Source organism: Chryseobacterium sp. WG23 (genome assembly GCF_024586575.1).
Lineage (GTDB): Bacteria > Bacteroidota > Bacteroidia > Flavobacteriales > Weeksellaceae > Chryseobacterium.
Genome location: NZ_JALCZE010000006.1, coordinates 247,299 through 262,385, shown reverse-complemented (window position 1 = coordinate 262,385; position 15,087 = coordinate 247,299). Strand labels below are relative to the sequence as shown.

The window sequence follows — 15,087 nt, the reverse complement described above, 5'->3', positions numbered from 1 at the left end:
CAAATACATCTATAAAAGCTTATCATAAGCTATTTTGGATAATATTTATTATTTGCTAATAAATAACTTCCGCATCTTTATTCCATTAAAAATAGCGGTAAAGAAAGTATTCAGAATTAAAACATAATGATCCGATACATCCTATTAATCTAAATCTCTGTTTTAATTTTTTGTATGAATTTGCATACCTATATAATCACGGTATGACTTCTAAAAACAAACAAAATCTTCCGTTTCCGAAAGATTTTGTTATTCTGTATCATTTATAATATTATTAATTCCTGTTTTTCAATAAGATCCAGCCTGAACGTTGCTCCAGCTTTTTACTGGCCGGATTTTCCCACTGTACCCTATACCAATAGGTACCGGTAGGAAGGTTTAAGCCTTTCATGGAACCTACCCACACTGCATTATCTTTTGTTGCCTTAAATACTTCTGCTCCGTACCGGTCAAAAATAGAAGCAGCAAAATCTTTATAACCACTGATACCTGTAAAATCTATGGTATCATTGAAACCATCCATATTAGGAGTAATAGCATTACTGATAACCAGTGTAAAGTAATCCAGTGATGTACCACATTTTGCACCAACTACACGTACCATCAGGTGATAGTTTGTATTATTTAAAGTATTATAAAATATATTAGAGGGTTGCCATGTTGCCCCACCATCAATAGAATATTCTAAAATACCTCCTGTCGGATTACTCGCTGTAAGGGTAAGAACATGGTTTTCATAGGTTATATTCGTAAACTGAGGGAGATCAGGATTAATCAGCTGAGCTGAAAATACTTTGGAGCACGTTCCATTACTTATTGTAACACTGTAGGTTCCCGGCAGATTAACAGAGATTGTCTGGGTAGTTGCACCAGTACTCCATAGATAAGTATAATTAAGTCCGGCTCCGGCATCTAAAATACCACTATCTCCGGCACATACATAAACATCTTTTAAAGTAGACACTATAGCAGGTACCACTTCAATTTTTATTGTAGCAGGATTTATAGAACTACATCCGTTTCCTCCCAATGCATAAACAGAATACTCAGTAGTACCTACTGGAGGAGTAACTACCTGGATATTTCCATTTCCGGGAAGACCTACCCAATTATAAGTAATTCCTCCCGTAGCTGTTAATGTAACAGATTCGCCTTCACAGATTTTTGACTTTGAAGCTGATATTCCCGCAATAGGGGGTCCCACCTCCACAGTAACTGTAGCCGGTGTTGCAGAAACACATCCGTTAGCCCCTACTGCATAAACCGTGTATACGGTTGTTGTTCCCGGAGAAACTACTTGTGTACTTCCGTTTCCGGGAAGTCCTGTCCAGTTATAAGTAGCACCACCGGTAGCTGTCAATGTTACGGATTCCCCCAAACATATACGGGGTTGCGAAGAAGTAACACCAGCAGTGGGTAATGTGGTATCCTGAGGAACTGTCACATTCGAAGTATAGGTACAGCTTAAATTACCTGGCTGGGACACGTTGGTCACAGTTAGTGTATAAGTACCACCCGCACTTACTACAGGATTAAGCGTATTAGCTCCCGATACAATAGTTCCTCCAGTTGTAGTCCATGTGATGGTAGATCCTACAGGTATTACTGAAGCCGAAGCATTTAAAGTAACCTGAGGAGTTGTACAGGTAACTGTTTGTGGCTGTGCTATGGTAAGAGTAGTTACTGCTGTTCTTAATAATTGCAGGGAAACTACGTAGCTACATCCTCCATTACTTACCAAAACATAGATCGTTTGATTTCCCGGTGGTGAATACGCTGTTGGAGTTGCAATAAAATTAGCATTCCCCGCATTGGCATCAGCCTGATTTACGTAATAAACAAAAGTAACTCCTGTCGCGGTTGTAATCTGAGTTTGTGCTTCTGTAAGATCATAGGTTAATCCGGGTTCATAACATTTATGCAATGTTGCATTTTGCGCTGTAAACGGTTGAGAGACCACTATGGTTATGGTGGCAGGATTCTGAGATACACAGCCATTTGCTCCTACCGCGGTTACCGAATATGTGGTAGTAGTGGTAGGTGATACCGTTTGTGTATTTCCTGTTCCGGGAAGACCTACCCAGTTATAGGTAGTACCTCCGGAGGCCGTCAGCACTACAGAATCTCCGTTACAGATATTTAATTTAGTTGCTGTAAGGCCTGTTGCCGGCGGAGCACTGTCACCCGTCACTGTCACTGTAGCGGTAGCCGTACAGATAGTATTTCCAGGCTGAAAAGTATTAGATATTGTTAAAGTATATGTACCGGCTGCATTGACAACTGGAGTGAGTGTATTTCCTCCCGACACAATGTTACCTCCGGTTGTAGTCCAGTTAAATGTAGCCCCAGCAGGGTAAACAGATGCAGATGCATCCAATGTGGTCTGAGAGTTAACACAGGTTAATACCACTGGAGGAGCAATAGTTCCGGTCATCTGTGGTGCTTTTATCAACTGGAGCTGAGCCACTTTGGAACAGAAACCGTTTTTAACCAAAACATAAACCGTTTGACCTCCTGCGCTTGGGTATGTTGTAGGATTAGGAATTGTATTGGCATTTCCGGCATTCGCATCAGCCTGTGTAGTATAATATTGGAAAGTAGCACCTGGGGTTGTACTTATAGATGTTTGCGCCGATGGTAAATTAAATATAGCATTTCCAGCAGTATAACAAGCAGTTAAGCTGGCATTCTGCACCGTAGGAGATGTTCCGCCTACCACGGTAATACTGGCTTCTCCCGGACATGTATTTCCCTGGATATAAACCTTCACAGAATATACCCCGGGTTGTGTAGCTGTATAGCTGGCTCCCGTAGCTCCTGCAATAGCATTGCCACCTAAAAACCATTGATAAGTCACGTTAGCTCCCTGAACAGATGCTGTAAAGGTCTGTGGAGAATTGTCACACATATTCACAGAGGCAGGAAGCTGTACTCCTGCAGGATCCAGGATCTTTACTCCAATATCAAATGATCCTGCTTCCAGAAAAACGGCAGTATCAAAATTACGGTCCTGGAAATCGGCAAGCACCATTTTAAAATGATAAGTCTGCCCCGGAACAACAGTTGCTTTTGCTGTTAAAGGAATGGTACGCCCGTTAAAATTAGTTTCAATCTGAGCAGTATTCGTTCCACCATAATAAGCTTCGTTTATAGGTCCGCAATTGGGATAAGCAGGGTGGATATTTTTTACACTTACCGGTCCTGCACCAGCTGGCAGTACAGCCAGATTGGTATAGGTAGGATCACCCACTTTTTTTAATAAAAGGGCAAATCCATCGGTAATGGTACAGGGGAAATTTTGCTGGTATTCTTTGGATGCAAATAAATACCTGAATGAAATTTCGGTAGAGGAAGCTACAAAATCAAATTCTATAGAGGTAGCATCAAACAATTGATTATTAGGAATGTTCAATACAGTAGCCAGATCATTATCTCCACCGGAAGGCAGCGCATCACTCAGTGTTGCCTGAAAGTCATTTCCTGCCTTGTTTGCATATCCTGTTGAAAGAATAATCCCTTTATTAAAAGGAAAATTGGTAGTACCTTTATTAAAATATCCCCAGCTTCGTTCCGAATTTCCCGGAGCCAAATTAGGAGATACTGTTACATTATTTACGGTAGAGGTCGTACATCCGCCTCCGGATATCAGAACATCCTTCACCAACTGTGTAATATTATAGCCTGATTCAGGATAGTTTGGTGTATTTACGTTAATAAAAGCTCCCGCCCTCATTGAAGCAGAGCTCCGTTTTACGGCTATTTCTGTTCTATCTCTGTTTTGAGAAGAGACCAAGATTCCTAAAAAAATAAAAAATAACGCAAAAAATAAACTTCCTTTCCTCCTATTTAACATTTTATATTATTTTAAACAAAAATACTATTTTTTTTGATTAAAATTCAGTTTAATGCAATTTACATTATTACTAACGCAAGTTTATTTATTATAGGATATCAACTTTATTTATTTCAAAATAATAAAAGAAAGACTGACAAAACAGTCAGTCTTTCAATGATAATTCAATTACTCTATATTTTTAAGCAATATCCAGCCTGTTTTTACAGTAGGCTGTTTACTGGCGGGATCTTCATAAGTTATCTGATACCAGTAAGTACCCGTAGACAGTCGTTTACCCTGGAAATAACCATCCCAGTAAGGTCTTATTTTTTCAGCTTTATAAACCTCTCTTCCATAGCGGTCAAAAACGAAGCCACTAAATCCATTATAGCTGCTCACTCCTCTGAAGTCAATTACATCATTGATATTATCTCCGTTTGGAGTAATTACATTTTTCATAACAAAAGTAAAATACTCCAGGAATCCTTCACAGCTTGTATATTTAACTCTAACCCTAATGGAAATAAGCTTATTCTTAGGTACATTTCCAAATACATTGGAAGACTGCCAGCTCACTCCGTTATCTATTGAATATTCCAGAGTTCCATTACTCGGATTGCTTGCGGTAAGAATCAAAGTACCATTCTCATTAAAATCTACTTTTGTTATTGCCGGGATTACAGCACGAATTACCTGAGTCTTAAATACTTCGGAACATACTCCATTACTGATTGTCACCGTATATTCACCCGGTGTATCCACTGTAATAGCCTGAGTGGTTTCTCCTGTACTCCATTCATAGGTATATGAAGGTCCGGAACCTGCATCTAAGAGAATCCTGTCTCCCTGACAGATATGCCCTCCTTTTAATGAAGAAACTATAGCAGGCACCACTTCTACGGTCACTGTAGCCGCCTGCAAAGATTTACATCCCTGAGCTCCTATCGCATATACTGTATAAGTGGTGGTCTGAGTAGGACTTACTGTTCTTATAGCTCCTGCCCCGGAATTATCATTCCATTGATAGGTTACACCGCCTTCTGCCGTCAGCAGCAAGGATTCTCCTACACAGATTTTCAATCTTGAAGCTTTAAGCAGGGCAACAGGAGTTTCTTCTTTTCTTAAAGTAAGTGTGGCTATTTTACTACAGAATGCTCCGTTGGAAACATTTACATATAAAACCTGGCCATCAGTTCCGTTATAATTTGTAAGGTTCGTAATGAAGTTATTATTCTGAGCCTGCGCGTCAGCCTGGGTGGTATAAAAACGGAATACAGCTCCCGGTGTAGTACTGATCATAGGCTTGGCATTTTCCAAATTGAATGTACTAAGTGTAGGTGTTGAACAGAGTTTCATTTCTGCATTCTGCACGGTTGGGCTGGTTCCTCCTATAATCGTAATAGTAGCTTCTCCCGGACACTGATTCCCCGGAATCATTACTTTTACAAGATAAACTCCCGGTTGGGTTGCCGTATAGATAGCATTGGTTGCGCCGGGAATTAAAACCCCATCCTTATACCATTGGAAAGTAAGTCCGGGAATAGCTGCCACCTGTGCTTTAAGCTGTTGTGGCGTATTATCACACATATTAATTGTACCGGGCAAAGCAGCTCCTGTTCCGTCTACAATTTTAATTCCAATATCAAAAGACCCTCCTTCTAAAAAAACTGCCGAATCATACCCCGGATCTCTCGCATCTGCCAGCACCATTTTAAAATGATAGGTCTGCCCTGGAATTACATCAGCAACAGCCGTTAAAGGAGTTGTTCTACCGTTATAATTAATCCCAACATGCGGAGTATTCATGGCTCCAAAGTAAGTGGCATTGATGGGACCACAAGAAAAACCATTTCCCGCAGGGACAATATTGGTTACACTTACAGGCCCTGCCCCACCCGGCAATACCGCAAGATTTGTATAGGTAGGATCTCCCACCTTTTTCAATAGGAGAGCAAAGGCATCTGTATAGTCAGTACACGGATAATTGGAAGCATATTCTTCTGAAGCAAATATATAATTAAACTTCACCTGAGTAGAATTGGGAACGAAATCGAATTCAAGAGCTACCGCATCCTGTAAATTATAGGGCGGATTAATAGCTGCTACAAGATCGGGATCACTTCCTGAACCGGGAGATGATCCAAGGTGGCTATTGAAAGTATTTCCTCCTTCTTTTGCATACCCTGTGGTTAATACAATACCATCAGTAAAAGGAAAATTAGCTGTCCCTTTATTGAAATATCCCCAGAATCTGTTTACATTATCCAACCCCTGATTGGGCGATACCGTAACATTGGATACATTCGCTGTAGTACAGTTAGTTCCTCCATTAATCAGGATATTCTTTACCAATAACTCAGGAGTATAATTGGAGGCAGCATAGGGAGGTACATTGATGTCTATAAATGTTCCTGCCCTTAGACTTTCTGCAGAAGGTTTCACTTTTGGAGGTTTTCTCCTAGGTGAAGTCTGAGAAAATACAGCAATAGAAGTCAATAAAAATACTAAAAGAAAAAAATAGTTTTTAGATCTATAATGTAACATTTTAATTTTATTTGCCCAAATGTAATAAAAAAAACAGATATCAAATTCACTCTTTTAAACCTTTATGTTAATTTTAATATCAAAATTTACAACAAATGCTTTTTATTTTTATGTTTTTCATAAATCTACAGCAATAAATTTAATCACGAAAAATAGTTATCCATAAAAAAAACAGATCAATGTTTACTGATCTGTTATTATGCTGTATGACAATATAAAATAGTATAGCCTTATTTCAAGACACCTGCGATGATCAGAAATCAATTCTTTTTCAACTGATCAATTTCACCCTGTAACTGGCTGATAATATCCTTTAAAGCTTTTATTTCATTTTTATTGGAATTCACATTGCTTTTCAATATTACATTTTTTGCTCTTTCACTATGATCTTCATCTTCTTCATCCTCAGCAATCTCCTCAATATCTTCACTGATCTCTTCCAGATCCTCCTGAATATCTTCAATATCTTCATTGATCTCCTCAATATCCTCACTGATCTCTTCGATATCTTCCTGGATATCTTCAATATCTTCCTGGATATCTTCAATTTTCTCGTGATTTTTATTGACAGACATCTGAATAAATATAGCCAGGTAAATTGCCTCTAAAGAAAGTACTGTGGTAAGTATAAGAAGCATCTTATCAAATTCCACAATATTCAGAATAGGAAGCAGAAACGAAGTGATAAAAAGCAGAGTGTGTACTATCAAAGACGGAATAGAGCCTATCCATGATGTAATATTATCTGCTATTTTTTCAAGAACTTCTGTTTTTTCATTATATTTTTTCATCCCTTTTTTTTTACAAGAGTTCCTTAGTTACTCCAAGTCCAAACAAAGCAAAATCATATTTTGCAGGGTCATTTTCATCAAACTTCCTGATGGCTACATCGAGCTCTTCAACTGTTTTCCAGTCGTTCTGGGTTCTTGAAATCAACCCTAGCTTTCTCGAAATATTCCCTGTATGAACATCGAGTGGAATTGACAGATATTTATGATCTATGTTTTCCCAGATTCCAAAATCTACTCCCCGTTTATCTTTGCGTACCATCCATCGTAAGAACATAATGATCCTTTTTGCAGACGAATTCTTACCTGGAGAACTGATATGTTTATGACTTCTGTGCTTTTCTGTCTCCAGAAAACTATTTCTAAATCTTTCAATAGCATGCAGAAAATTGGTTTCCGATTCTTTCACTTCAAACAGATTTTCCAGGCTTTCATTTTCTTTGTAAATCCTGTTGAACTGCCTGATAAAGTAAGCAAAATCCTGACCGTTAAAAGTTCTGTGGATACTTTTACTCTGAATATCTTCCAAATCCTTCTCTGAATAATTCATCACAAAATCATAGGGAGAATTTCCCATAATACCGAGCATTTTCTCAGCTGAACTGATAATTGACTTTCTGTTTCCCCAGGAAATTGTTGCTGCTAAAAATCCTGCAATCTCAATATCCTGCTGTAAAGAAAAACGGTGCGGAATCTGTATGGGGTCATTTTCAATAAAATCTGGAGTATTATACCGGTCAGCCTTTTCGTCCAGGAAACTTTTTAATTCTTCAAACTTCAACATATTCAATTTAAATTTTTACACTTTCCAATGCTTTAGGTAAAAACGTATTGGGGAAAACATTTCTTGCCTCATCTGTAAATACCGTTAGATCACCATATCTGTTGGAAAAATGTCCTAATATAAGTTTTCCGGCCTGAGCTTTCTGAGCAATAGTTGCCGCCTCCAAAGCGGTTGAGTGCCCTGTGTAATCTGCCATTTCCTTCAAATCATGAAGGAAGGTGGATTCATGATATAAAACGGTTACATTTTTAATAATCGGAAGTACACTTTCCAGATAACGGGTATCGCTGCAAAAAGCATAAGATACTGCCGGTGCCGGATCAAGCGTTAAAATCTCATTTTTAAGAACATAACCATCACTTAGCACAAAATCTTTTCCTGCTTTGATATGATGATAATCACAGGTTTCAATTTCACTGTATTTGGCAATTTCTTTCATATTAAGATGCCTGTCCTTTGGTTTTTCCTTAAAAAGGTAACCATTGCAATAAATCCTATGATCTAAGGGAATAGTATATACTTCTACCCTGTTATCCTCATAAATTTTTTCTGAATAGTTTTTATCCAGTTCATGGTATACCACTTCAAAGCCACGGTGTGTTTCTGTAATATCAAAAATAGTATCCAGCATCTTCTTAATCCCCTTCGGCCCATACACATGAAGCGGATTATCTCTTCCTAAAAGACGGAAAGATGCAATAAGTCCCGGAAGCCCGAAACAGTGATCCCCATGTAAATGAGAAATAAAAATATGGTTGATTTTTGAAAATCTTGCTTTTGCTTTTCTCAGCTGCACCTGTGTTCCCTCACCACAATCAATAAGAAAAAGTCTTTCTTCCATGTCCAGCAGCTGAGCAGTGGGTGAAGTATTGATAGTCGGTATTGCTGAATTAAAGCCTAATATCGTTAAATAAGTACTCAAATCAATAATTTATTATAACAAATGTACAACAGAAAATCTAAAACGTAGATTTTACCGTCCAATTTAAATAGGAAAAGCATAAGACTAGCCCAACAAATCCAGAGTTTCTTCCATGTGTGATGGCAAATACCCGGATCGCAAACTCTTGTCTTTATATTAATCTTTCACTTTTAAAAAGTCCATAAAAAGATCTAATGCCTGTCTGCGGTGGCTGATTTTATTTTTATCTTCAGGAGCCATTTCTGCGAAGGTTCTGTCATAACCTTCCGGAACAAAAATCGGGTCATAGCCAAACCCTTTGAATCCTTTATTTTCTGTCAGTAGATTTCCATGAACTCTTCCTTCAAAATACTGAGCCCCATTCTCATCATAGTAACACAAAACAGTAACAAAGTAAGCTTTTCTATTCTCGATACCGGTCATTTCTGCTAAAACTTTTTCAATGTTTTTAGCAAAATCATGATCTCCAGCATAGCGTGCAGAGAATATTCCGGGCCTTCCGTCCAAAGATTCCACAACCAAACCGCTGTCGTCACCCAAGCTTGGAACTCCTGTTTTTTCAAAGCAGTATTTTGCCTTAATCAAAGCATTGGCATGAAAAGAATCTCCGTCTTCTACAATTTCCTCATGAATATTATAGTCCGTAAGGCTTTTCACAATACACTCGCTTCCTAAGATCTGCTGGATTTCTTCTTTCTTATGTTCGTTGTGTGTGGCTACTAATAATTCCATTTCTATATTCATTTTCCAATTTTATTTTCTAGCTGTATCTATTTAAATTTCAGAATAATGGACTTTATATTTTTTCATAAAAAGGTAGTAGAATAATGAAAAAAGGACAAGTCCAACGGCCAGGATAAGCCATTCTGAAACATTAAAAACTTTTGCAAAACTTTCATCTTTACCATAAAGCACCAATAATGAGAGACTCAGGTTATTGAATGCATGCAAGAGTATGGGAAGCAATAAAGTTTTTGTTTTATGATATACCAAACCCAGTATACATCCCAGTATCACTGCACTGATAAACTGCCATGGGTTTCCGTGAACGACTCCAAAAATAATGGAAGCATACACGATAGCTTTCCATGGTTTAACTCCCTTATTGATAAGCCCTTTCTGAATAATTCCTCTGAATATAATTTCTTCAAAAATAGGGGCTAACATTACAGTCATAATAATCATCACTACCGGATCATCCGTCAACTGGTTCATAAGCTGAATAAAATATTCATAAAAGTCTCCAAAAACAGGACCTGTAGTTGGGATTAAAGAGGTAACAAACTCTGCAATAAACATCATCCCGGCCATCATGGGGAAAACCAGAAGATAGGTATAAAAATTAACTGAAGAAAGGTTGAAATTGAGTTTCTTTTTGGTAGTACGCCTTACAATGAAAAAATCAAAAAAGGCAATAGCAGTTAGAAATCCTACAGAATTAGCCACCATCAAAAACCAGTCTTTTAGTTCAAGGTTTTCTTTGAAAGCTACTTTCCAAAAAGTACTGAATAAAGAAACAGCCATTGTTCCTACAAACAGTCCCACTACCAAAGTAAGCCCTCCTAACCATGTGAAAGTAAACTTTGGATATTTGCTATTTTCCATTCTTTTTTCTGTAAAATTTATGGAAACAAAGATAATTTTTTTGAATGCCACAGGCAACTAAAAAAGGAAATTCTTATTTTCGCTCCGATAACCATAATAGTATAAAAAATGAAGACAGAATCTCCATTTCCGAGTATTGAATCTACAATAAACCGATTGATCACTCTTATTCTGAACGTGACTTTTTTTGGCCTGCTTCTTTTCTTCTTTGTTCTTTTCGTTTTGGGTCCCGTGTATGGAATTTATAAAAGAGGATTGGAGACTATGTTCTATCCAACCTTGCTATGCTGGGGGCTTTCGCTTCCAATATTAATTCCTGTTACCTGGCACTACATTGTAAAAAGTAAGAAAATGGCCTGTAAAATTATTGTTGACCAAAGTGGCCTCTTATTTTATAATTCGCAGGACGAAATTGTAGATAAAATACTCTATACCGATCTTCGGACTTCAGAGCAGGACTTTGATATCCGGACAGTAAGTACTACAAATTCAGGAATTATTCCGTGGCTTGAAGTCATTATACAATCAGAAAAAACCGACCAGACAACAAGACGTATCGATATGAATCTTCCGCTTTTTGCTGTAAAGAATAAACAAGCTTTATATGCCCACTTTTTGAGAGGAATCACTGTTTTCCGTTCCGATTTAAAGATAGATCCCATCGTTTTTTCCACTTATTCTATTGATACAAAAACATGGAAGATCAACCAAAAAGGCAGTGCACTGACAACCTGGGTTTTCATTCTGCTGGCTCTTATCTGCGTTGGGTTTATCTGTTTTATGGTATTTGTTTATATGAAGTATAATACCTAAGTTTACTTATATTCTAAGATTAGCACATTAAAAAAAAATAAAACCAATAACATTCTCTTTTATAGGTTTTGTGCAGAAGGTTTTGAAAAATCAGGTTTCTTTAAATAAAAAATTAATTATGTATAAGTCCCTTTTACTATTTTTAGCCAGTTTTTTATCCGCACAACAGACTTGTCAACTTTCTTTTTCAAATACTTCACTTTCCGAAAATGGAGAAATAATCTTTACAATGACAAATAAAGAGGATAAAAGAATAAAAATACCCAAGCAATATCCTGATATATGGGCAAGACCAACAGATATACAGGTTTATAATGATAAAAAAAAAGAATATCAGGATATAAAATACAGTTTTGATGGAGTAAATTGTTTAAATATAAAGAAATGCTTTGGCAAAATGACAGATCTCAAGAAAGGAGAATCTAAACAATATAAAGCTACAATTATTCCCGGAAGAATTTCAAAGGCATTTAAAGAAAAGCAAAAATATAGATTTAAATTAGCATTTGATACTTATTTATTTAGCGGTTGCAATGATTATGTAACGGACTGGCTCTATTTTAAGAATTAATAAAACATACAATCTGCTGATGTAAAGTAACTTTTAGATATAAAATTACCTATCTGACAGAGCGAAACTGATGCTTGATCCGGACAACAAAAGCAAGGAGTAGCCATCCATACGATTAACGCTATTTCCCCACTCTGAAACCCTCTAACTCCGCAACCTGAACCTTACAACTAACATTCTCGTATTTTATTTGAAAACCTCATAAAAAATCACGATTTTTGCAACTTCAAAATACGATATGTCAGACTTACTCAAAGAAATACAAAAAAGAAAGACTTTTGGGATTATTTCCCACCCGGATGCCGGAAAAACTACCCTTACGGAGAAATTACTTCTTTTTGGGGGAGCTATCCAGGAAGCGGGTGCGGTAAAATCCAATAAAATAAAAAAAGGAGCTACCTCCGACTTTATGGAAATTGAAAGACAGAGAGGGATCTCTGTAGCCACTTCCGTATTGGCTTTTGAATATAAAGATCATAAAATCAATATCCTGGATACCCCAGGTCACAAAGATTTTGCTGAAGATACCTATAGAACCTTAACTGCTGTAGATTCTGTAATCGTTGTAATTGACGTTGCAAAAGGGGTTGAGGAACAGACAGAAAAACTGGTGAAAGTTTGCAGAATGAGAAACATTCCTATGCTTGTTTTCATCAATAAACTTGACCGTGAAGGTAAGGACGCTTTTGATCTGTTGGATGAAGTAGAGCAAAAACTCGGATTAAGAGTGGTTCCGCTTTCCCTTCCAATTGGTATGGGAAGTGACTTCCAGGGTATTTATAATATCTGGGAAAACAATATTCAGTTATTCCTGGAAGAGAAAAAACAAAAAGTAGGAGAATCCATCACTTTCGATAATATCAATGATCCTTCTATTGATGAGGCCATAGGTCCAAAAGCGGCCCAAACATTAAGAGATGAACTAGAGCTTATTCAATCCGTATATCCTGAATTTAATCGTGAAGAGTATATGAACGGTGATCTTCAGCCGGTATTCTTCGGTTCGGCATTAAATAACTTTGGGGTACGTGAACTATTGAATGCATTTATCGAAATTGCTCCTATGCCGCAACCTAAAGAAAGTGACCTTCGTATAGTAAAACCTGAAGAAAGCAATTTTACAGGTTTTGTGTTCAAGATCCACGCTAATATGGATCCTAAACACAGAGACAGACTGGCATTCGTAAAAATTGTTTCGGGAACCTTTAAAAGAAATGAAAATTATTTGCTGGTAAGAGAAGGTAAAAAGATGAAGTTCTCATCTCCCAATGCTTTCTTTGCTGATAAAAAAGAAGTAGTGGAGGAAAGCTTTCCCGGTGATATTGTAGGTCTTCATGATACAGGAAACTTCAGAATTGGTGATACCCTGACCGGTGGTGAAAAACTTAGCTTCAAAGGAGTTCCTAGTTTCTCTCCGGAACATTTCCGTTATATCAATAATAATGATCCGCTTAAGGCCAAGCAGTTGGCAAAAGGTATCGATCAGCTGATGGACGAAGGAGTTGCACAGCTATTCACGCTGGAAATGAACAATAGAAAAATTATCGGAACAGTGGGAGCCCTTCAGTATGAAGTTATCCAATACCGTCTGGAACACGAATATGGTGCTAAATGTACCTATGAACCTCTATCTATGCACAAAGCATGTTGGGTAGAAGCTGATGAAAAATCAGAAGAGTTTAAAGAATTTGCAAGATTAAAGCAAAGATTCCTTGCCAGAGATAAATACAACCAGCTTGTATTTTTAGCAGACTCTTCATTTACGATTCATATGACGCAGGAAAAATTCCCGAATGTAAAACTGCACTTCATCAGTGAGTTTAAAGATCATTAATAAGCAGAATCGCTAAAAACATAGATCCGCAGAGTTTTTCTCTGCGGATTTTTTATTCTGTAAAGAAGAATACTTTTCCTTTAAGATTATGAGGAACTAAAAAGGTCTTGCTTTAAGCCAAGATTATTTCCTTTATTTATTTTCATAAAAATCTACATAATCTCTTCAGTCTTCGGATCAATAAAGATATACTCAGCTATAAAGTCTGACAGATTCAAATATATCCTGGTAAAATCCCATCAAAAGCAGTATGGGATCTGCAAAACGGCTTTGTAAATCTCTTGTAAAACAAATACAAAACACTGGAAATATAGCAGTTATCGTTTTACCAGCATAATACATTCTATTTACAAGGGTTTCAGGCACTCTCCTCCTAATTTTACTTCATCAAAAATTAATGTTATGAAAAAGTTCATCTTACTGGTAGCTATATCAAGCACCTTTATTATGTGTAAAAAAGGAGAAGCTGCACAATCTCAACTTGAAAAAACAATACAGACGGCAGACAGTGCTTCTAGTGTTGCTACAGAAGCTATAGACAATGCCAGCCATACCATCAGCAAAACTCTTGATTCTGCCAATATCAAAATAAAAGATTTTGAAAATACCAAAAACGAGATCCAGCAAAAAATAGAACATACATCAAAGGTTGTAGATTCTTTATCTGATAAAATTGCCTCTACAAAACTGGAATCTAAGGTGGAGAAAAAGGATTCTGCTACAAAGAAGTCTGAAAAAATAGTAGTTAATGTTCCAGCTCCCAAGGTGATCAAAGAAACCAAAGTGATTTATAAAGACAAGCCTAAAAATAACAGTTATGAACTGAACATGCCTAAAAACAGAATGGTAAAATCCGGTCAGATCTCCATTAAAGCAGATAATGCCGAAACGGTAAAAGAAATCATTAAGGAAGAGGCCCTTAAAAACAACGGGTATATCAAAAGTGAAGATCTTTCTTATATAGAATCTGCAGACCGCAGACGTGAAGATCAAAAAGTATATACTATGGACATTAAAGTTCCTATTCAGAACTTTGACGGTTTAATGGATGCTTTAAACAATAGTATTGGTGATATTGAGAGTAAAAACATTCAGGTTTCAGGAAATGACTATACGGATAATGCTATTTGCAGTATCTCAGTAAGCCTTACAGACAAAACAGAAACTGAAAAAGAGCCTAAAAACTTCGGAGAGAAATCTTTGGCAGCCATTTCATCCGGTTGGGGTGCTATTGCTTCTATTTTCTTGTTTATCCTTCCCTTATGGCCTTTATTCGTGATTGGCGGTATTGGATATTACTTTTACAAAAAAAGGAATAAAAACCTTCCTGGTAACGATTCTCACTAGAATTAAAAATCCATCCCCGTGATGGATTTTTTTTGCCGGAAATT

Annotated in this window: 11 protein-coding genes; 4 read left to right on the top strand and 7 right to left on the bottom strand. The window is 37.1% G+C overall.

The features are described from left to right. Positions 1-274: 274 nt before the first annotated feature. The 7 genes from MP477_RS11445 to MP477_RS11415 form a co-directional block, all read right to left on the bottom strand. Positions 275-3,853 carry a choice-of-anchor L domain-containing protein gene (locus MP477_RS11445; protein ID WP_257190529.1) on the bottom strand — a complete coding sequence of 1,193 codons (3,579 nt, stop codon included), beginning with the start codon at positions 3,851-3,853 and terminating at the stop codon, positions 275-277. A gap of 168 nt (positions 3,854-4,021) precedes the next feature. Then, the gene (locus MP477_RS11440; RefSeq protein ID WP_257190528.1) at positions 4,022-6,379 is read right to left on the bottom strand and encodes a gliding motility-associated C-terminal domain-containing protein; all 2,358 of its coding nucleotides are present in this window, start codon (positions 6,377-6,379) and stop codon (positions 4,022-4,024) included. A 260-nt stretch (positions 6,380-6,639) separates the two neighbouring features. Continuing rightward, on the bottom strand, positions 6,640-7,170 hold the full coding sequence (locus tag MP477_RS11435) for a DUF1003 domain-containing protein (protein ID WP_257190527.1): 531 nt from the start codon (positions 7,168-7,170) through the stop codon (positions 6,640-6,642). Positions 7,171-7,180: 10 nt separating this feature from the next. Next, positions 7,181-7,951, bottom strand: a complete 771-nt coding sequence (locus MP477_RS11430; RefSeq protein WP_373567421.1) for a TIGR02757 family protein — start codon at positions 7,949-7,951, stop codon at positions 7,181-7,183. Between the two features lie 7 nt (positions 7,952-7,958). Continuing rightward, positions 7,959-8,873: a ribonuclease Z gene (locus MP477_RS11425; RefSeq protein ID WP_230034300.1), complete on the bottom strand. Its 915-nt coding sequence runs from the start codon at positions 8,871-8,873 to the stop codon at positions 7,959-7,961. 156 nt (positions 8,874-9,029) lie between these two features. After that, positions 9,030-9,617 (bottom strand): RdgB/HAM1 family non-canonical purine NTP pyrophosphatase, encoded by a 588-nt coding sequence (gene rdgB, locus MP477_RS11420; protein ID WP_306552753.1) that lies wholly within the window; start codon positions 9,615-9,617, stop codon positions 9,030-9,032. A 30-nt stretch (positions 9,618-9,647) separates the two neighbouring features. Then, complete coding sequence (locus MP477_RS11415; RefSeq protein ID WP_257190526.1) at positions 9,648-10,478, bottom strand: CPBP family intramembrane glutamic endopeptidase; 831 nt, start codon at positions 10,476-10,478, stop codon at positions 9,648-9,650. Positions 10,479-10,586: 108 nt separating this feature from the next. Here MP477_RS11415 and MP477_RS11410 point away from each other — a divergent pair, with 108 nt between their 5' ends. The 4 genes from MP477_RS11410 (at position 10,587) to MP477_RS11395 (ending at position 15,043) form a co-directional block, all read left to right on the top strand. After that, positions 10,587-11,291 (top strand): hypothetical protein, encoded by a 705-nt coding sequence (locus MP477_RS11410; protein ID WP_257190525.1) that lies wholly within the window; start codon positions 10,587-10,589, stop codon positions 11,289-11,291. A 229-nt stretch (positions 11,292-11,520) separates the two neighbouring features. Continuing rightward, on the top strand, positions 11,521-11,862 hold the full coding sequence (locus MP477_RS11405) for a hypothetical protein (protein WP_257190524.1): 342 nt from the start codon (positions 11,521-11,523) through the stop codon (positions 11,860-11,862). Between the two features lie 238 nt (positions 11,863-12,100). Continuing rightward, positions 12,101-13,696, top strand: a complete 1,596-nt coding sequence (locus MP477_RS11400) for a peptide chain release factor 3 (protein WP_230034292.1) — start codon at positions 12,101-12,103, stop codon at positions 13,694-13,696. A gap of 402 nt (positions 13,697-14,098) precedes the next feature. Then, entirely contained in the window at positions 14,099-15,043 is a 945-nt protein-coding gene (locus tag MP477_RS11395; protein WP_257190523.1) for a DUF4349 domain-containing protein, read from the top strand. Positions 15,044-15,087 lie beyond the last annotated feature (44 nt).